Source organism: Caballeronia sp. LZ035 (assembly GCF_031451175.1).
Lineage (GTDB): Bacteria > Pseudomonadota > Gammaproteobacteria > Burkholderiales > Burkholderiaceae > Caballeronia.
The window spans coordinates 435311-453761 of the sequence record NZ_JARUXS010000001.1; the positions used below are offsets into that span (position 1 = coordinate 435311).

At 63.3% G+C, this 18451-nt stretch carries 19 protein-coding genes and 1 riboswitch; of the genes, 8 read left to right on the forward strand and 11 right to left on the reverse strand.

Annotated features, from left to right (window positions below):
• The first annotated feature begins 66 nt into the window (after window positions 1–66).
• The 3 genes from QCE88_RS02060 to QCE88_RS02070 are packed head-to-tail and all read left to right on the forward strand — an operon-like array spanning window position 67 to window position 996.
• Window positions 67–333 carry a hypothetical protein gene (locus QCE88_RS02060; protein ID WP_309898758.1) on the forward strand — a complete coding sequence of 89 codons (267 nt, stop codon included), beginning with the start codon at window positions 67–69 and terminating at the stop codon, window positions 331–333.
• Window positions 333–590 carry a hypothetical protein gene (locus QCE88_RS02065; RefSeq protein ID WP_309898760.1) on the forward strand — a complete coding sequence of 86 codons (258 nt, stop codon included), beginning with the start codon at window positions 333–335 and terminating at the stop codon, window positions 588–590. Before QCE88_RS02060 ends, QCE88_RS02065 begins: the two co-directional genes overlap by 1 nt.
• Window positions 577–996: a type II toxin-antitoxin system VapC family toxin gene (locus tag QCE88_RS02070; RefSeq protein WP_309898762.1), complete on the forward strand. Its 420-nt coding sequence runs from the start codon at window positions 577–579 to the stop codon at window positions 994–996. Before QCE88_RS02065 ends, QCE88_RS02070 begins: the two co-directional genes overlap by 14 nt.
• Window positions 997–1041: 45 nt before the next feature.
• Here QCE88_RS02070 and QCE88_RS02075 read toward each other — a convergent pair whose 3' ends face one another.
• The 4 genes from QCE88_RS02075 to QCE88_RS02090 are packed head-to-tail and all read right to left on the reverse strand — an operon-like array spanning window position 1042 to window position 5316.
• Window positions 1042–2247: an acetyl-CoA C-acetyltransferase gene (locus QCE88_RS02075; protein WP_309898763.1), complete on the reverse strand. Its 1206-nt coding sequence runs from the start codon at window positions 2245–2247 to the stop codon at window positions 1042–1044.
• Window positions 2240–3031, reverse strand: coding sequence for a carbonate dehydratase (can, locus tag QCE88_RS02080; protein WP_309898765.1), 792 nt, complete (start codon window positions 3029–3031; stop codon window positions 2240–2242). Before can ends, QCE88_RS02075 begins: the two co-directional genes overlap by 8 nt.
• Before the next feature lie 31 nt (window positions 3032–3062).
• A complete protein-coding gene (aceK, locus tag QCE88_RS02085) occupies window positions 3063–4865 on the reverse strand; it encodes a bifunctional isocitrate dehydrogenase kinase/phosphatase (protein ID WP_309898767.1) in 1803 nt (600 codons plus the stop codon).
• 28 nt (window positions 4866–4893) lie between these two features.
• Window positions 4894–5316, reverse strand: a complete 423-nt coding sequence (locus tag QCE88_RS02090; protein ID WP_309898769.1) for a MerR family DNA-binding transcriptional regulator — start codon at window positions 5314–5316, stop codon at window positions 4894–4896.
• Window positions 5317–5420: 104 nt separating this feature from the next.
• Here QCE88_RS02090 and QCE88_RS02095 point away from each other — a divergent pair, with 104 nt between their 5' ends.
• Entirely contained in the window at window positions 5421–6494 is a 1074-nt protein-coding gene (locus tag QCE88_RS02095; protein WP_309898770.1) for an MBL fold metallo-hydrolase, read from the forward strand.
• Window positions 6495–6501: 7 nt separating this feature from the next.
• Here the strand turns inward: QCE88_RS02095 and QCE88_RS02100 are convergent, their stop codons facing one another.
• A complete protein-coding gene (locus tag QCE88_RS02100; RefSeq protein ID WP_309898773.1) occupies window positions 6502–8097 on the reverse strand; it encodes an ABC transporter substrate-binding protein in 1596 nt (531 codons plus the stop codon).
• A gap of 211 nt (window positions 8098–8308) precedes the next feature.
• Window positions 8309–8504: riboswitch (yybP-ykoY riboswitch) on the forward strand.
• 97 nt (window positions 8505–8601) lie between these two features.
• On the opposite strand from QCE88_RS02100, the gene QCE88_RS02105 reads away from it, so the two are divergent.
• The gene (locus QCE88_RS02105; RefSeq protein ID WP_309898775.1) at window positions 8602–9612 is read left to right on the forward strand and encodes a sodium:calcium antiporter; all 1011 of its coding nucleotides are present in this window, start codon (window positions 8602–8604) and stop codon (window positions 9610–9612) included.
• Between the two features lie 356 nt (window positions 9613–9968).
• Here the strand turns inward: QCE88_RS02105 and QCE88_RS02110 are convergent, their stop codons facing one another.
• The 3 genes from QCE88_RS02110 to QCE88_RS02120 form a co-directional block, all read right to left on the reverse strand.
• The gene (locus QCE88_RS02110; protein WP_309898776.1) at window positions 9969–10268 is read right to left on the reverse strand and encodes a flagellar protein FliT; all 300 of its coding nucleotides are present in this window, start codon (window positions 10266–10268) and stop codon (window positions 9969–9971) included.
• Between the two features lie 22 nt (window positions 10269–10290).
• The gene (gene fliD, locus QCE88_RS02115) at window positions 10291–11817 is read right to left on the reverse strand and encodes a flagellar filament capping protein FliD (protein WP_309898778.1); all 1527 of its coding nucleotides are present in this window, start codon (window positions 11815–11817) and stop codon (window positions 10291–10293) included.
• 186 nt (window positions 11818–12003) lie between these two features.
• Entirely contained in the window at window positions 12004–13515 is a 1512-nt protein-coding gene (locus QCE88_RS02120; protein ID WP_309898780.1) for a flagellin, read from the reverse strand.
• Between the two features lie 243 nt (window positions 13516–13758).
• Here QCE88_RS02120 and QCE88_RS02125 point away from each other — a divergent pair, with 243 nt between their 5' ends.
• Together QCE88_RS02125 and rpsU are read left to right on the forward strand one after the other, a co-directional pair.
• On the forward strand, window positions 13759–14709 hold the full coding sequence (locus QCE88_RS02125) for an aldo/keto reductase (RefSeq protein WP_309898782.1): 951 nt from the start codon (window positions 13759–13761) through the stop codon (window positions 14707–14709).
• A 378-nt stretch (window positions 14710–15087) separates the two neighbouring features.
• Window positions 15088–15300: a 30S ribosomal protein S21 gene (gene rpsU / locus QCE88_RS02130; RefSeq protein ID WP_309807007.1), complete on the forward strand. Its 213-nt coding sequence runs from the start codon at window positions 15088–15090 to the stop codon at window positions 15298–15300.
• Window positions 15301–15412: 112 nt separating this feature from the next.
• On the opposite strand, the gene QCE88_RS02135 is transcribed toward rpsU, so the two are convergent.
• From QCE88_RS02135 to QCE88_RS02145, 3 genes are all read right to left on the reverse strand, one after another.
• Window positions 15413–15778 carry a hypothetical protein gene (locus QCE88_RS02135; protein WP_309898783.1) on the reverse strand — a complete coding sequence of 122 codons (366 nt, stop codon included), beginning with the start codon at window positions 15776–15778 and terminating at the stop codon, window positions 15413–15415.
• A 29-nt stretch (window positions 15779–15807) separates the two neighbouring features.
• On the reverse strand, window positions 15808–16233 hold the full coding sequence (locus QCE88_RS02140) for a hypothetical protein (protein ID WP_309903325.1): 426 nt from the start codon (window positions 16231–16233) through the stop codon (window positions 15808–15810).
• 464 nt (window positions 16234–16697) lie between these two features.
• Entirely contained in the window at window positions 16698–17303 is a 606-nt protein-coding gene (locus tag QCE88_RS02145) for a DNA-3-methyladenine glycosylase I (RefSeq protein WP_309898785.1), read from the reverse strand.
• Window positions 17304–17417: 114 nt separating this feature from the next.
• Here QCE88_RS02145 and QCE88_RS02150 point away from each other — a divergent pair, with 114 nt between their 5' ends.
• On the forward strand, window positions 17418–18347 hold the full coding sequence (locus QCE88_RS02150) for a BadF/BadG/BcrA/BcrD ATPase family protein (protein WP_309898787.1): 930 nt from the start codon (window positions 17418–17420) through the stop codon (window positions 18345–18347).
• Window positions 18348–18451 lie beyond the last annotated feature (104 nt).

Genomic DNA, 18451 nt, shown 5'->3' on the forward strand with positions numbered 1-18451 from the left:
ACTAGTCATGCTGATTGATTTCGCGAAAGATGAAGCGTCCGGGGCCGCTTTGGAAGGAGGAAGGTGATGGATAGGGTTGAATTCAAGGTGGTGAAGCAGGAGTGGCCGGCTCACATCAGCAAGGAATGGGTTGAGGAGCTACGCGCGGAAGTCAAGGCCGAGCGAGAGGCACTGGCATTGGCTCGGAAAATTCTGGGAAAGGAGGATCCACCGGATCTGAACGAGCGCTTCATCGACCATCTCATGAATTTTCCCGAGATCGACTGCGAAGACGACATCTTCGCGCGGCATCCAGATCAACCGGCCGTGGTGGCCATGGAAGAAGGAAAGTAATGGATAGAGTTGAATTCAAGGTAGTGCAGCACGAGTGGCCGTCTTGGCTCAGCAAGGAATGGGTTGAGGAGCTGCGTGAGCGCGGAAAGGCCGAGCGAGAGGCGCTGGCATTGGCTCGGAAGATTCTTGGAAAAGAAGATCCGCCGGATCTGAACGAGCGCTTCATCGACGCTCTTTTGAATTTTCCCGAGATCGACTGCGAAGACAACATCTTTGCAAGACATCCCGGCCGGGGAGACTCGGATGTATCTGGCTGACACGAACGTCATCAGTGAGACCAGACGACTGCATCGCGCGAACAAAGGCGTTCGCGCGTTCTTTCGGCAGGCTAAGGTCGACCGCCGCGCCATTCACTTGTCCTCCATTACAGTTGGAGAACTTCGCCGCGGCGTCGAGCAGCTTCGTCGGCGCCGCGACGTTGCACAGGCTGAAAGGATCGACATTTGGTTGAAGGGCGTTCTGACTGAGTACGAGGGCAAAATTCTGCCGGTCGACAGGCGGATTGGTGAACTGTGGGGCACCCTGCGCGCACCGCACCCTGAGCCCGCACTGGACAAGCTCATTGCCGCCACGGCGATTACTCACGGCCTGACCGTCGTCACCCGCAACGTCCGGGACTTCGAGCGAACGGGCGTCGAGATGATCAACCCCTTCGAAGACTGACGCGGCCGGTCCGGCCCCCGCTCCAACCAGACCGGCCCGCGACACTCAAACCATCTCCACGCCCATCGCCGTCGCTTCCCCGCCGCCGATACACAGACTCGCCACCCCGCGCTTCAACCCGCGCGCCTGCAACGCGCCGAGCAGCGTCACCAGAATCCGCGCACCGGATGCGCCAATCGGATGCCCAAGCGCACACGCGCCGCCATTCACATTCACCTTGTCGTGCGGCAGATCGTGCTCACGCATCGCAGCCATGGCCACAACAGCAAAGGCTTCGTTGATCTCATAAAGATCCACGTCCCCCGCGCGCCAGCCGTTCTTCTCGAACAGCGCGCGAATCGCCCCGACCGGCGCCGTCGTGAACAGCGCCGGCTGTTGCGCAAACGTGCTGTGCCCAACGACGCGCGCGAGCGGCGTGACGCCGAACCGCTCTGCCGTCGATTCGCGCATCATCACGAGCGCCGCCGCGCCATCCGAGATCGACGAAGAATTGGCCGCCGTCACCGTGCCGTCCTTCGCGAACGCCGGCTTGAGCGACGGGATCTTCTCCACATTCGCCTTGAACGGCTGCTCGTCGCGCTCGATCACCACCTCGCCCTTCCTGCCCTGCACCGTCACCGGCGCGATCTCCCAGCCGAACGAACCGTCTTCGTTCGCCCGCCGCGCGCGGCTCAGCGATTCGATCGCAAACGCATCCTGCGACTCGCGCGAAAACGCGTACGACGACGCGCACTGCTCGGCGAAAGTGCCCATCAATCGGCCTTTCTCGTACGCGTCCTCGAGCCCGTCGAGGAACATGTGATCCAGCACCTGGCCGTGTCCCATGCGCATGCCGCCGCGCGCCTTCGGCAGCAGATAGGGCGCGTTGGTCATGCTTTCCATGCCGCCCGCGACGATCACCTCGGCCGAGCCCGCCAGCAGCATGTCGTGCGCGAACATCGCGGCGCGCATGCCCGAGCCGCACATCTTGTTGATGGTCGTGCAGCCGGTGGCAAGCGGCAGGCCGGCGCCGAGCGCCGCCTGACGCGCGGGCGCCTGTCCCTGTCCGGCCGGCAGCACGCAGCCCATGATCGCTTCCTGAATCTGCTCGGGCGCGATGCCGGCGCGCTCGCGCGCCGCGGCGATCGCCGCCGCACCGAGCTGCGCCGCCGTCAGCGACGAGAATTCGCCCTGAAACGCGGCCATCGGCGTACGTGCCGCCGCCACAATGACGACCGGATCGACTGCCGGATCCCTGCGTGTCTCACTCATGTTTAAGCTCCTTGATGACGCCTTGAATGACGGCGGGAACGTCGCCCAGACGCGCGGCCAGCGCCGCATCGGACGCGAGGACGTCGTTCTCCGCGGAATGCGCGCCGCTGCGGCTCATCGCGGCGATGCACGACTGATACACCGGATCGACCTCGGCCGGCCCACTGATCAACATGCCCATGTTGCGCAGCCGGCCATCGTGCACGCCGTAGGTCCAGCCGTGCACGGTGAGCGTCTGGCCGCGTGCCCATGCGTCGCCGACGATGGTCGTGCGGCACACGTTGATGGCCTGCTCGATCGTGTTCAATTCCACCAGCCGGCGATGCCGCGCCTCGCCCATCGGCCATTCGTCGAGCAGCGCGGCGTGTTTCTCGCGCACGTCCTCGACGTGACGCAGCCAGTTATCGGCGAGGCCCACGCGCCGGCCCACCAGCGCGGCGCCCACGCCTGAGCAGCCGTAGTGCCCGACGACCATGATGTGCTTCACCTTCAGCACGTCGACGGCAAACTGGATCACCGAGAGGCAATTGAGGTCCGAGTGCACGACCACGTTCGCGATGTTCCGGTGCACGAACACCTCGCCTGGCGGCAAGCCGATGATCTGGTTGGCCGGCACGCGCGAGTCCGAGCAGCCGATCCACAGGTACTCGGGCGCCTGCTGATGCGCGAGGCGCTGGAAGAACTCGGCGTCTTCCGCCAGCTTGCGCTCGACCCAGCTTTGATTGTTCGAGAACAGATGGGCGAGGGGATTGGAAGCGTCGTCGTGGTCGTGATTGGAGTTCATGTTCGATGGTCGATGCAGGGATGCGCGGCCGTCAGGCGCCGGGCGCATCCGTTCGGCCGGATGCGCCGAACCGTTCCGGATAGCGGATACAGAATCGGACATCGCGGTCATAGGGAAAAAAGTCGGCGAGTTCGCCGCGCAGCAACTGGTCCTTGTGACGCTGCCAGAGCGCGGGATCGAAGAAATCCGCGTGATGGCGCATGAACGCTGCGCGCACGCGCGGATCGCCGAGCAGAAACGTGCCGTACGTCTCGGGAAAGATGTCGTGCGGCCCGACGGTATACCACGGTTCGCTCGAAAGCTCGTCTTCCTCGTGGCGCGGCGGCGGCACGCGGCGGACGTTGCAGTCGGTCAGGTACTCGATTTCATCGTAGTCGTAGAACACCACGCGGCCATGGCGCGTCACGCCGAAATTCTTGTACAGCATGTCGCCGGGAAAGATGTTCGCCTGGATCAGCTGCTTGATCGCGTCGCCGTATTCCTTGATGCCGTGCTCGACCGCTTCGTCGCTGCCGTTCTGCAGGAATAGATTGAGCGGCACCATGCGGCGCTCGATATACACATGGCGGATGACCAGGTTGTTCCCTTCGACTTCGATCATCGAAGGCGCGTCCCGTTCGAGTTCGCGAATCAGCGCGTCGTCGAGACGCGCGAGCGGCAGCGCGACGCTCGAATATTCGAGGGTGTCGGCCATGCGGCCGAGGCGGTCGTGCCGTTTCACGAGCTGATAGCGGTCCTGGATCTTCTCGCGCGTGGTTTCCTTCGGCGGCGGAAACGCGTCCTTGATGAGCTTGAACACGTACGGGAACGAAGGCAGCGTGAAGACGATCATCACGAGGCCCTTGATGCCGGGCGCGACGATGAAGCGGTCGCTCGAATGCGACAGATGGTGCAGCAGGTCGCGATAGAAATCGTTCTTGCCCTGCTTCTGCAAGCCCACCGACGTGTAGATCTCGGCCTTCGGCTTGCGCGGCATGATGGTGCTCAGGAACTGCACGAACGCGGACGGCACCTCCATGTCGACGAGAAAGTACGAGTGCGAGAAGCTGAAGATGATCAGCACCTGTTCGGGCGACAGCAGCACGGTATCGAGCGCGAGCCGTCCGGGATGCGCATGACGGATGGCGATGGTGAACGGCAGCAGCGCATCGCCGTTGATGATGCGGCCAACGATATACGCGGCCTTGTTGCGGAAGAACAGCGACGACAGCACATGAATCTGGAAGTTGGGCGCGGGCGTCAGCGTGCCGAAGGCGTCGCGCAGTGCCTGCAGGATGCATTGCACATCGCGCGTGAGGTCTTCGAACGGCGTCTCCAGCTGGAAGTTCGTGACGATGCGCTCGAGCGTCCCGGCAAGTCCGTCTTTCTCGGGGTAATACGCGCGATACGTGGGCTTCGCGGCGGGCTCGTCGTTTTCGATGTACTCCGTCGAAATCGCGGGCCGCACGAAGATGAAATCGTTGTTGAAGTACGAGCGATGCAGGATCTTGCAGCACACCGAGTTGAAGAAGGTCTCGGCGCATTCCGGCTGGCGGTGCGTCGTCAACAGGCCGATGTAGTGCAGCTTGATCTGCTGCCAGACCTCGTCGTCAATATTCTCGGCGTCGTATTCGTCTTCCAGCCGCATTACGCACTCCGCCACGCGCTCGTCGTAGGACGCGATGCGATCGCGCGCGAGCTGCTGCAAGGCCGGCCAGTCGCCGCGCTCGAACAGCGGCTTGGCGCGGATGGCGGCGTCGCGGAACACGCGGTAATGGCGATCGAATCCTTCGAGCATCGTCTGCGCGACGTCGAAGCCGATGTGCGACGAGAGCAGCTTGGGGAAGTGATTCATGTCGGCCTGCGCCTCCGCTGAGATCAGCTCATGCCGCCCTGGGTTTGCGCGGACGCTTTTCCGCACCCGCCGAGAGCAGCGCGCGGCCCTGTTCCTCGTAGGCGGCAAGTTCGGTGAGCGTCGTGTTCAGGTCTTCCAGTTGACGTTCGAGCACTTCCCGATGCGCGGCGATGGTATCGACGAAAGCCTGCAACTGCGTGTTCGACCCGGTGGGCGAGTCGTAGAGATCGAGCAGCGTGCGGATTTCCGAGAGCGTGAAGCCCAGCCGCTTGCCGCGCAGCGTGAGCTTCAGACGCGTGCGATCGCGCGGCGAATATACGCGTCGCAAGCCGTTCGACCCCGCGCGCTGCGGCGCGAGCAAGCCCTGGTCTTCGTAAAAACGAATGGCGCGCGGCGTGACGTCGAACTCGCGCGCCAGGTCGGTGATGGTGTAGTGCGTCGGTTGGGTCATCGCGGCCGGCAGCGCAAAAGCGCACGCAACGTTAGAATGGACGTTTACGTTATCGTCAACTTCGCCAGATTGCAACGCGGCGCAAACCCGGAGGCAAGGACCGAATGAACGCACTCGAAAGCCAGCTCGACTATGTTTTTGCGGACGAATTGCCGGAGGCCGGCGGCGTCAAGGAAGTCGCGCCGGGTGTGTTCTGGCTGCGCATGCCGTTGCCGTTCGCGCTCGATCACATCAATCTCTGGCTGCTGCGCGACGAGATCGACGGCGAGCAGGGCTGGACCGTCGTCGATTGCGGGATTTCGAACGAGACGATCCGCGCGAACTGGGAGCGCGTGTTCGATACCGTTCTCGATGGCTTGCCGGTGCTGCGCGTGATCGTCACGCACTGTCATCCGGACCATCTGGGTCTGGCCGACTGGATCTGCAAGGGCGGCGACAGCCAACGCTGGAACGTGCGGCTCTGGATCTCGCTGGGCGAGTATGCGATGGGCCGCGTGATGGCCGCGGGCGATGGCTCGAATGCGGGCGGCGAGCGCGCCGCGGCGCACTTTGCGGCGCACGGCCTGACCGACGAAGCCTCGCTCGACGCGCTGCGCAAGCGCGACAGCTACTATCCGACGCTGGTGCCTTCCATTCCGCATGAATTCCGGCGTATCCGCGACAACGATGTCATCCGTATCGGCGGGCGGGAGTGGACGGTGGTCGCGGGCTTCGGCCATTCGCCGGAGCATAGCGCGCTGTTCTGCGCGGCGGACAAGCTGCTGATTTCAGGTGACATGGTGTTGCCGCGCATCTCGACGAACGTGTCCGTGTTCGCGCTGGAGCCCGAAAGCAATCCGCTGGCGCTGTTCCTGGAATCGCTCGGCCGCTACGAGCCGATGCCCGCCGGGACGCTCGCGCTGCCCTCGCACGGCAAGCCTTTCCGGGGCGTGCGGACGCGCATCGGGCAACTGCGCGATCATCATCGCGCGCGGCTGGCGGAAGTGCGCGAGGCGTGCACGGAGAAGCCGTGCAGCGCCGCCGACATCGTGCCGATCATGTTCAAGCGCAAGCTCGACATTCATCAGATGACGTTCGCACTGGGCGAGGCGCTCGCGCACCTGCATGTGCTGTGGCTCGACGGAACGCTCAAGCGCCAGACCGGCGATGACGGTGTGATCCGCTTCTCGCCGGCCTGAGCTGAACTTACTGTACCGACACGCTGCCCAGGTTCAGCCGTCCGAACGGGCTCACGTTGAAGCCGCTGACGTTCGCGCGCGTGAGGGCGGCGGCGGTCGGATAGACGAGCGGAATCCACAGTGCCTGATCGTGAATGATCTTCTGCGCGCCCGTGTATGACTGCGTGCGCTTGGCGACATCCGGCGTTGCCTTGCCGTCGGCGATGAGCTTGTCGAGTTGCGGGTCGCAGTAACGCGCGAAGTTGATGCCGGACTTCACCGCGTTGCAGCTGAACAGCGGCGACAGATAGTTGTCGGGGTCGCCGTTGTCGCCTGCCCAGCCCATGAAGAGCATGTCGTGCTGGCCCAGCTTCGCCGAACGGATCAGCTCACCCCACTCGATCACCTTCACCTGCGCCTTCACGCCGATCTTCGCGAGATCGGCCTGCAGCAACTCGGCGCCGACCTTCGGATTCGGGTTCAGCACACTGCCGTTCGGACGCACCCAGATGGTCGTGTCGAAGCCGTTCGGGAAGCCTGCCTCGGCGAGCAGCTTCTTCGCGGCGTCGGGCGAATACTTGTAGGCCGCGATGTTCTTGTCATAGCTCCACGTGTTCGGCGGATACGGATTCACCGCGGCCGTACCGGTATTGTCGAACACGGTCTTCATGTAGGTCGTGCGATCGAATGCCATGTTGATCGCCTGCCGCACCTTGGGATTGTCGAGCGGCTTCTTCTCCGTATTGAGCGCGACGAACGCGGTCATGAAGGCCGGCGTTTCGCTCACTTTCAGCGCGTGATCCTTCTTCGCGTCGGTCACGTCCTGCGGCTTCGGCGAGAGCGCGATCTGGCATTCGCCGGCCTTGATCTTCTGCGCGCGCACGGCGGCGTCTGGCGTGATCGCGTAGATCAGCCGGTCGATCTTCGGCTTCGGTCCCCAGTAGGCCGGATTCACGTCGTAGCGGATCACCGAGTCCTTCGTATAGCTCTTCAGCGCGAACGGACCAGTGCCGACCGGCTTGCTGTTCAGGTCGGTCTGCTGGTTCGCCTTGAGCAGCTTGTCGGCGTATTCGGCCGAATAAATGGAGGCGAAACCCATCGTGAGGATCGGCACGAAGGTGGCGTTCGGCTCGTTGAGCTCGAATTTCACGGTGTGGTCATCGACCTTCGTCACGGCCTTGATGAGCTTCACGAGACCCATCGACTGCGCATGGGGAAAGCCGCTTGCGCCCGCGACCTTGTGCCACGGATTGCTGTCGTCGAGCATGCGCGAGAAGGTGAACACGACGTCGTCGGCGTCGAGCGCCCGCGTCGGCTTGAACCACTCGGTCGTCTGGAACTGCACGTTCGGACGCAGGTGGAAGGTGTACGTGAGGCCGTCGCTGCTCACGTCCCACTTCTCGGCGAGCGCGGGCGCGACCTTCTTCGCGGCTTCGTCGTAGGCGACGAGCGTGTTGAAGATGACATCGGCGGAAGCGTTGGTGGTCACGAGCGAATTGAACTGCACGACGTCGAAGCCGTCCGGGCTCGCTTCGCTGCAAACGGTGAGCGGCTTCGACAGCGCGATGCCCGGCGCGGCGAGCAGGATGGCCGCGGTGGCGGCGGCGACGAGTGTCAGGCGCATGAGATCTCCCGTGACCCGATGGTCACACGGCGTTTCGTTCTGGTTGGCGGATCAGGTCCGATGACGGTCGGCAGGCGCAGCAAGCAGCGCGCCCGGCGCGGCCAGCATAGCGAATGCTCGTTGCATCGACAACGATTCGATCCGCATACGCATATTCTCGAAGTCGGCCGGCGCGACGCGCGCGGCTTGCCGAAACCGGAGGCCTCGGGCTACACTTGCGCCGTCTTTGGGGAGTAGCCTTCCTTCGTGCGTTTCGTGCGCTTCGTGCGCGAAGGAGAACGCGTCAACATCCTCGGCCCTGCTGCCGTGGCGCGTTCGACCGGACCGGTTTGGCGAGACCATCGATGCACTGCGTCGTTCCTGGCCGGACGGCGCGTGGTGCATCGTGGTTCGCTCAGCGTCCGGCCGTGGAATGATCGTGTCCCTACAACTACAACGTCTCCCTGTCACGCGTCTTTCGGCGCTTCCGTCGCGTTCGTCGCATCGCTTCATGCGAGGTGCCGCATGACGATGCTCTTCATCGAACTCGCGCTGATGCTCGCGATCATCCTGATCGCGTCCGAACTCTTCACGAACGCGCTCGAACATCTCGGCGAGCGGCTCGGCATTTCCGAAGGCGTGACCGGCTCGCTGTTCGCCGCCGTCGGCACCGCGCTGCCCGAAACCACGGTGCCGATCATCGCCTTGCTCGGCGGCACGCCCAGTCGCGCGGTCAACGAGGAAATCGGCGTCGGCGCGATTCTCGGCGCGCCGCTGATGCTCGCGACACTCTCCACCTGCCTGATGACGATTGCGGTACTCCAGTCGCGCGGTCTGCATGGACGGATCGTGCCGGAGCGCAGCGGATTCACGCGGGACCTCAACTTCTTCCTGTTTGCGTTCCTGATCGCGTGCGCGGCGATGTTCGTCCCGCATCACGCGTGGCCCGTGCGGGCGATGTTCGCGGCGGGGCTCGTCGGGCTTTACGTGCTGTATGTGATCTCGACGTTCAGGGCGTCGGCGAACCTGGTCGAAAGCGGACACGGCACCGAAGCGCCCGAAGCGCTGTTCGCTTCGCGCCTGGGGTTGAAGACGTCCATGGGCAGCATCTCGCTGCAGTTCCTGGTGGGTATCGTGTTGCTGGTGGGCGGCGCGAAGGGCTTCATTCACGGCGTCGAAGGGGTGTCGCAGGCGCTCGGCATTTCGGCGCTGCTGCTGTCGCTGATCATCATTCCGATCGCCACGGAATTGCCCGAAAAGGTGAACAGTATTTTGTGGGCGCGCAGAGGGAAGGACACGCTCGCGTTCGGCAACATCACCGGGGCGATGGTGTTCCAGGGCACCTTGCTGCCCGCGATCGGCATCATGCTGACGCCTTGGGAGCCGCGTGTGGAAGTGCTGACTGGTGTGTTGATCACGCTGGCGGCAGCGGCGTGGCTGCGGTTCAATGCGAAGCCGAATGGCGTGGTGCTGTGGGCGTTGCTCGGGAACGGCGTGTTGTATGCGGCGTATCTGGCGTTGACGCTAGGGCGGTGAAGCGGAGGCGTGGATGCTGGGGCGTTGAAGCGGAAGCGGTGAAGCGGAGGCGTGACGCTAGGGCGTTGAAGTGGAGGCGCTGACGCAGGGACGCCGAAGCCAGGGCGTTGATGCGGAGGCGTTGAACGAAGGCGCTGACGCTGGGACGTTGAGGCGGAGGCGCTGTTACACGGACGCGTAAGGGGGGCGTTGATGCGGATGCGTTGATGCGGAAGCCTTGAAGCCAGAACCCCGAAGCCGCCCCGCAAATAAGAATGCCCGCACGAGGCGGGCATCAAGAGCGAAGCAGCGCGCCCGACATCGACGCGTTGTTCTTGTTGTTCTTGTGAATGTTATCGGCGGGCCAGCGGAGAACTTTAGAAGCGCGCGGCTTGTTGATAGCGGCTTGCGGCTTTGGCGCCATCCATCGACCGGCGATAGTTCGCGGCGAGCGCCGTCTGCGCCATCTGCGCGCGGGATGCAACGGCATCGATGCTCGCCTGGATCCTGCGGATGACCGCGAGCGACTCCGCCGGCTGCTCCGCTTGCATCGCCATGACGAGCGGTGCGCGCGCTTCGGTCAGCTCGGCGGCGCGCGCCCAGTCTTCGTTGCCCACTGCCGCTTCGATCGCCTCGGTCAGCGACCAGGCTTCCTGAATCAATTCGTGCTGGTTCATGATTCGGTCTGTCGTCTGTTGATTACTTGGCGTTCGTCGCCATGGCGCCTGCGCTGTTGGTGCCGCCGAACAGCGCGGTCAGATAGCTCGACTGAGTCGCCATCGACGACATCAGCGTATTGAGCGCGGTGAACTGATCGTTGTACGAGCTGGTCAGCTGCGCGGTGTACGCGGTGAGCTGAGTCTGCTGATCGGCGATGCTGGTCAGGTCGGCGTTGAGCGCGGTCGTGCGCGTGTCGATGATGCCGCCGGTCTGCAGGAACGCCGTCAGGCTCGTGTTGAGCTGCGCGGCCACGCCGTCGGTCGAGTTGAACAGCGAGGCCACCGTGCCGCTGTTGTTGGTGAGCGCATTGGTGAGCGCGTCTTCGTCGGTCGAGAGCGTGCCGTCCGGCTGCAGCGTGATGCCGATCGACGCCAGGTTCACCTTGCCCGTGCCGACGCCGATGCCCTTGCTGATCGTGCTGGAAATCGTGTTCTTGATCGTGTTCATCATCGAGTCGCCGAGCAGCGCGCCTTGCGAGCTGGAGGTCGAGTCGAAGGACGTCAGCGACGACGCCGTGCTGATGAAGTTGTTGTAGGCGGTGACGAAGGCATCGATGGCGGTCTTCTGACCGGTAACGTCCTGGCCGATCGTGAGCGTCTGCGTCGTGCCGACGGAGTCCGCGGTGATGTTCATCGTGACGCCCGTCACCGCTTCCTTGATCGTGTTGCTCGAACTCGTGACCGGCGTGCCGGCCACCGTCAGATGCGAGTCCACGCCCGCGCTGGATTGCGTCCAGCCGCTGGTGCTGCTGATGGTGGTGTGCTCGGGGACGGTGATGGTCTTGGTCGGATCGGTCGGATCCGGATCGGTCGTCGTGGTCGACGAGCTGACCTGAAGCTTGTTGATGGCGGAGGTGCTGCTGTCCGCGGTGACATCGACGCCGATCTGGTTGCCGAGACCCGTCGACGTGGAGCGCAGCACGAGGTGCGCGCCGTCCGAGCCGTTGACGATGGTCGCGGTGACGCCGGGATTGTCGGATGCCGAGTTGATCGCCGACACGATGCCCGAGAGCGTGTTGTTGCTGCTGTCGAGCTTGATCGTGCTGCTGTTGTTGCCGACCTTCAGCGTGATCGAGCCGGTGCCGAGCGCGTCGGTGGTCGAGAACGTGCCGGAGGTGATCGATTGTGCCGAGGCGACGTTCTGTACGTTGACCGCGTAGCTGCCGGCGACGGCCGTGGTGTCGGCGCTGCCGGTGAGGCCCTTGCCGTCGGCGGTGGCGGTGAACGAGCCGAGCGTCTTGCCGTTGGCGAGATTCGTGATCGAGCTTTGCAGCAGCGACAGCACGGACTTGAGCGTGCCGATCGCGGTGAGCTGCGTGTTGTCGGCGGTCTTCTTGTTGTTGAGCGCGTCGGTCTGACCTGCGACCTTCGCGTTGACGATCGCGGTGACGAGCGAGTTCACGTCCATCGTCGAATTGGTCGAACCGCTGATGATCGACTGTGCGGCCTGTTGTACGGCGCTGGTCGGATCGACAGTGGAACTCGATGTCGTGGCTACGGTGGTCATGTGTGCTCCGCTCGTATTACTTCGCGATCGTTTGGAATTGGGCGGAAGTCGTCATCTTCCGAAAACGCGCACAGGGAGACGAGCTCCCTTTGCGCTGACTACTTTGCTGCTTTTGCTGCGATTTGTTGCGTGCGGCGCGCATTGTACTGCCTGATGCGTGCCGCCTTGCTACGCCGGCCGCGATGCTTAGCCGAGGAGCTTCAGAACCTGCTGGGGCATCGAGTTCGCTTGAGCCAGCACCGAGATACCAGCTTGTTGCAGCACTTGAGCCTTCGACAGGTTCGCGGTTTCCTGCGCGAAGTTCGCGTCGGTGATCTGCGACTGTGCCGACGACAGGTTGGTCGACTGAGCCGTCTGCGTGGCAGCGATCGACGAGAAGCGGTTTTGCGCAGCGCCGAGGTCAGCTTGAATCGAGTTGACGTCGTTCAGTGCGTTGTCGATCGATTCGATCGCGAGGTTCGCGCCATTGGCCTTCGTCAGGTCGATGTCGGAAACCTTCGGCGGCACGTTTTGCGCGTTCGCTTGAGCGATGCCGGTCGTGGCAGCCGTTGCGTTGGGGTTAGCCGTGTCGAAGCCGGTCGGCGTCGTGCCGAGGGCGCCGGTCGTCTTGAAAGCGACCGAGCTGCCGTTCGCCGGAGTACCCGAGTTCGCCGTGACGGTGAACAGGGCCGCGCCAGCCGTAGCAGCATCATTGCCGTTCTGGTCGGTGTACGTCATCGTGCCATCGGACTTCTGCGTGATGGTGATCGACGTGATCGTGCCCGCGCCGGCGGCAGCGGCAGCGCCAGTGGCGTCCACGTTCAGGCCCGAGATCGTGCCGAACACTGCGGTGTTGCCCGTCGTCGGAAGCGTTGCAGCAGCGCTGGTCGTGTTCAGTGCGTCGAGGGAGGTTTGAGCCGCCGTCTTTGCGCTCGCTTGCGTCGATGCCGACAGTGCGCCCGTTGCGTTGGCCGTCAGCGTCAGCGACTTGCCCGTGCCGGTCGTCGTGCCCGAGAACAGCGCGGTCGTTGCTGCGCTGGACAGTGCCTGGTTGTTCTGGTCGGTGAACGTGAAGCCGCCCTTGCCGTCAGCCAGCACGTTGATCGACGTGATGTCAGCCTTGGTCGAGCCCGTTGCTGCAGCGCCGGCGCTCGTCAGGCTCAGGCCCGACAGCGTGCCGATCGTCGCGCCACTTTGCGGCAGACCGCCACCGAGTTGAGCAGCCGACACGCCGTTGCTCAGATCGATACCGATAGTCTGGCCGACGTTTGCGCCAACCTGGAACGACACCGTGCCAGCCGAACCGTCGAGCACGTTCGTGCCGTTGTAGGTCGTTTGCGAAGCGATACGGTTCACTTCAGCGATACGCTGCGTCACTTCCTTTTGCAGCGAAGCCTGGTCGCTCGACGACAGCGAACCGCTCGAAGCCTGCACAGCCAGCTGGCGAATACGTTGCAGGTTGTCGGAGATCTGCGACAGGCCCGAAGCAGCCGTCTGGGTCATCGAGACGCCGTCGTTGGCGTTCGACACACCTTGGTTCAAACCGTTGATCTGCGAGGTCATGCGCGAGGCAATGGCCTGGCCTGCTGCATCGTCGGCCGCGCTGTTGATGCGCTTGCCCGACGACAGGCGAGTAATCGCCGAAGACAGCGCGCTTTGCGTGCTGTTGAGGTTCTGCTGAGCAACCAGCGAGTTGATATTGCTATTGATACCGATCATTTGTTCTCTCCTGGGAGACTTATCTGGCTTTGGCTAATGGCACCGAGTTGTTGCCTGGCGGTCCTGCGCTCGGTGATAGCCGGCCGCCTACTTGAGGTTATCGGGCCACTCGAAAAAACTTAAGGCCGGGCTAACCGATTTGTGTAACGAATAGTGTCGACAGCCTTCGAAGGCCCGCCCAGCAAGCCTTCCGAATCACGCGTATGCTTTTTAGTCCCTCTTCCACGCGGATTCGGAGCATTCATGCAGACACGTAATGTCGGTATATCGGATTTGAAAGTCGCGCCTTTAGTATTTGGCGGCAATGTATTTGGCTGGACCGCCGACGAACGCACGTCGTTTTCCATCCTCGACGCATTTGTCGATCACGGCCTTAATTTCATCGATACCGCCGACGTCTATTCCGCCTGGGTCGAAGGTCATCAGGGCGGTGAATCCGAGACGATCATCGGCAAGTGGTTCAAGGAGAGCGGCAAGCGCCACAAGATCGTGCTCGCGACAAAAGTGGGCAAGCTCAGCACGCGCCCGGGGCTGACGGCCGCAAACATCGCCGCGGCCGTCGACGAGTCGCTCCGGCGCCTGAAGACCGATTACATCGATGTCTATTTCTCGCATCACGATGACGAAGCCACCTCGCTCGACGAGACACTCAATGCCTATCAGAAGCTGATCCAGGCGGGGAAGGTCAGGGTGATCGGGGCGTCGAACTACACTGGCGAGCGTCTGGAAGAAGCCTTGAAGATCGCGAAGGACTCGGGCCTGCCGAGCTATCAGATCCTTCAGCCCGAATACAACCTTTACGATCGCGAAGCCTATGAAACGGCTCTAGAACCGGTCGTGGAGCAGCACAAGGTGGCGGTCGTGCCTTACTACGCGCTGGCGAGCGGCTTTTTGTCGGGCAAGTACCGCTCGAAGGCGGACACGCAGAACAAGGCGCGCGGCTCGCGCGTCGAGAAATATCTGGACCCACGCGGCCTGAAGATCCTCGATGCACTCGATGAAGTCGCGAAGCGCAACGACACGACGCCCGCGACGATCGCGCTCGCGTGGCTCATTGCGCGTCCGAGCATCACGGCGCCGATCGCGAGCGCCACGTCGGTCGCACAACTGGAAAGCCTCGCGGCCGCGACGCGCCTTGTCCTGTCGAGCGAGGACGTCAGGCACCTCGACGAAGCCAGTGCGTGGCAGAAATAATCTGTCACATCAAGGAGTTGGGCAGTTAAAGGGTGTTGGCAGCGGCGCGCTGTTCTGGTAACATCGCGCCCGAATCGAGAAATGTGCCCGATTTTCTGCCTTCGCTTCCGAATGACAACGTCCAAAGCGACAATGTCAACATCCGGCGGCGAACGGCTCCGAATCGCGCGTTCACGTCGTTCTTTCGAATGCGCATGCCGCTTCGGCGGCTGAATCCCAACTCTCTCTGTTCCGGCCTCCGTGGCCGCTTTGCTCGTGTCCGTTGCGCCGCGCTGTCTGGTGTCATCCAGTGCCGCGTCCGGTGGACGATCGGAGTGCCGGGGCGCGGCGGTTTCATCGTCGCGCGCTTAGAAATACGTTTAGCAAACCAGGATTTACATGACCACTATCGTCCTCAAAGAAAACGAGCCGTTCGATGTCGCGATTCGGCGTTTCCGCCGCACCATCGAGCGCAACGGCACCATCGCCGAACTGCGCGAGCGCCAGTCGTACGAAAAGCCGACCACCGCGCGCAAGCGCAAGAAAGCCGCCGCTGTCGCGCGTCTGCGCAAGCGCCTGCGCAGCCAGATGCTGCCGAAGAAGATGCACTAAGCGTCGCGTGCAAGTCGGGGAGCCGTAATTCCTCGCCTTGCATGGCAAAACGGCGGTGCGACCCGTGAGGGCGCACCGCCGTTTTTTTGTGTACGCGTGTAAGAGGTGTGTGTCAGACGAACGCGTGACGCTTGCCGAGCGCCGCCAGCAGATGCGGCCATTCTTCCACGTCTGCGTCGTCGTGAACCTGTTCGAGTTCGATCAGCAGATCGATGATATGGGGATCGTAGGCATTCACATTCGACGCGTAGAGCGCACGCATCAGCTCGCCGTCCTGCGCATGCCGATAGTAGGAAATGCCGACGCCTTCCAGCGCCGCCTCGTACAGGTCGTCACGCACGAGCGAACCAATCGCGCACTTGCGGCCTTCCGGGCTGCGCAGGCGGCAGGAACCGTTGTCGTCTTCGGACACCGCCCGCTGGGTCAGCAGATGCGTGCTGACGCGTTCGTAAATGTCCTTGGGGCTCAACATCTTCATGGGGCTCAACATCACAGCACCTACCGTACTCAAGCAGCCGTTTTAAGAAGTTCGGCAGAAAGCCCGAACTGACGCGCGATCGACGAGAGACGCTCGCGCCATTCCCACTTGCCGAAGACGTCATGCACGTTTTGCAGGCAAGAAAGCAATTCGACGGTATTGGGATCGAACACGTTGATGCGTGCACGGAGCAGCGCGCGCTTGAGCGCCGCGACGCCTACATCCATGTAGGCCGGCACATGCTCGGGTGGTTTTGCGATGTAGCGGATGGGCACGCCCTCCATCGCCGTGACGTAGTCGCGTGGCCGGATGAACCGGCCGACAGGGCAGCCGCCGCAGTAGCCGCGATAGGCGCCGCCGCCATGCGGAAGCAATGCGGCTTGTCCCTGCAGGAACAGATGCTGTACGGCGCTGTTGAAAATCTCCTGATGGGTCAGGAAGTTCAAGCTTTTCATGATCTTCTCCCCTGCGCCCCTGCGCAGCGGCCATGCGTTTGAATTCGAGAACCTGCACCTGCTGCTCCGGAACGGCGGCGTTGTTGCGATGTTCAGCAACATCAAAAAACGCTGATGCCTTCCGGCCAAGCTTCGAACACGGCGCTCTTCCCGGCCTGGGCGTTCGGTCTCACTTTCGCCCTGTGTGCTCGCGTCGGATTGCTTCACTCGATGAACGATCCGTACACCGTCATTTATAACGGTTCGGTCCGGTAAAAAGGTGCGCCAACGCACGCGACGACGCCATTTTTACACGTACCGTACGTTCGTGCAGTGCGGAAAACCCGGTCAAAAGCCTTGCTGTTCGGGGTTTTGCGCGTGCTTCACTGCAAAAAAACACGCTTCCATCAGGACTTTCCCTAGGATGGGGCAATCGCACTCGAAACCGTGGCCAAAAAACTAAAACTCTCCGCGTTCGAAGATCTTCACTTCGACTTGGGCGACGCGCTCTTGCGTTTGGTCTTGCCAGAGGTTCGGGCAAGGCATCCGGCTGCGTGATCGTTGACCATGCCGGTCGCCTGCATGAAGGCATAGCAGATGGTCGTACCGACAAACTTGCAGCCGTACTGCTTGAGGGCGCGGCTCAGGGCATCCGACTCAGCCGTCGATGCGGGCGTGGGGTGCTTCGCGTCGCGCGGGGTATCGATGGTGACGCCGCCAACAAACGACCAGACGAAGTCCGCGAACGAGCCGTGCTCTTGCTGAATCTGCTGGACCGCGCGCGCGTTGAGCACCGCCGACGCAACCTTCGCGCGATTGCGCACGATGCGCGCGTCCTGCACGAGCCGCTCGACATCCTGGTCCGTGAAGCGCGCCACACGGCCGATGTCGAAATGCGCGAACAAGGTGCGGTAGCCCTCGCGCTTGTTGAGGATGGTCGACCAGGACAACCCCGCCTGCGCGCCTTCGAGCACCAGCATCTCGAACAGATGCTGGTCGTCGTGGGACGGCACGCCCCACTCATGGTCGTGGTAGTCGATCATCGCGTCGGTGGTGGCCCACGCGCAGCGGGCCGGTTGGGTGTCTGCCATGTGCGGTTTCCGGTGGTCATCAAGATCGCGTCAGCATAGCGGAACGTTCTTGTCTCGCCACCTCGTCCATTCGGCCAATTGGCGCAGTCCGCCGCGGCCGGTAAGCTGGCGCTCATGAACTCCTTTTCGACCATGACTTCCTTCCCGGCAACGGACGCCTTTCTGCTCGGCATTGATGGCGGCGGCAGCGGTACGCGCGTGATCCTCGCCAACGCGCATGGCGTCGAGCTTGCACGTTCCAGCGGCGGACCGTCGGGCCTCGGGCTTGGCGTCGAGCGGGCGTGGCAATCCATTGAGGACGCGTGCCGCAGCGCCTTCGCCAGCGCGGCGCTGCCGTTCGACTGGCGTGCCTGCTCGCTCGGCTGCGGCCTCGCCGGCGTGAACAACGCCGACTGGCTGGCGGCCTTCCTTACGGCTGCGCCCGAAGTGCGCGCGTTGCGCATCGAGAGCGACGCCTATACCACCGTGGTCGGCGCACATGGCGGTGAACCCGGCGTGATCGTCGCATTGGGCACGGGCAGCATCGCGGCCTCGCTGGACCAGGCCGGCGTATGCCACATCGCGGGCGGCTACGGTTTTCCGAGCGGCGACGAGGCCAGCGGAGCCTGGCTCGGGCTGCGCGCAGTGGTTCATTTGCAGCGCGTGCTCGACGGCCGGGCAGCGGAAGACGGCTGGTCCCGTGAATTGCTTGCCCGAACCGGCGCGACGGATCGCGACAGTCTCGTCGTGTGGCTGTGCAACGCCAACCAGACCGCTTACGCCACGCTCGCGCCCACCGTCTTCGCCTTTCGCGACCACCCTGGCGCCGCATGGCTGCTCGAGCAGGCCGGCCACGAGATCGAAACGCTCGTGGCTGCGCTCGATCCGCACGGCGCCTTGCCCATTGCCTTGTGCGGCGGGCTCGCTGTTCCGTACGAGCCGTTCGTGCCGGTGGGATTGCGCGAGCGGATGCGCGCGCCGCGTGCCGATTCGGCAGCGGGCGCGCTCGAACTGGCACGCCGGGCGGCGGCCGGGTCCGAAGAAGCCGTGGACCCGGCACGATAAAATGGCGCACTTCGCGGCAGGTTCCCGCCGCTCATCGCTCCGCGCGGGGCGCGCGCATCGCGTACGCGGCGCACCCGGCGCCTGAGCCTACGACCAAGGCAGGT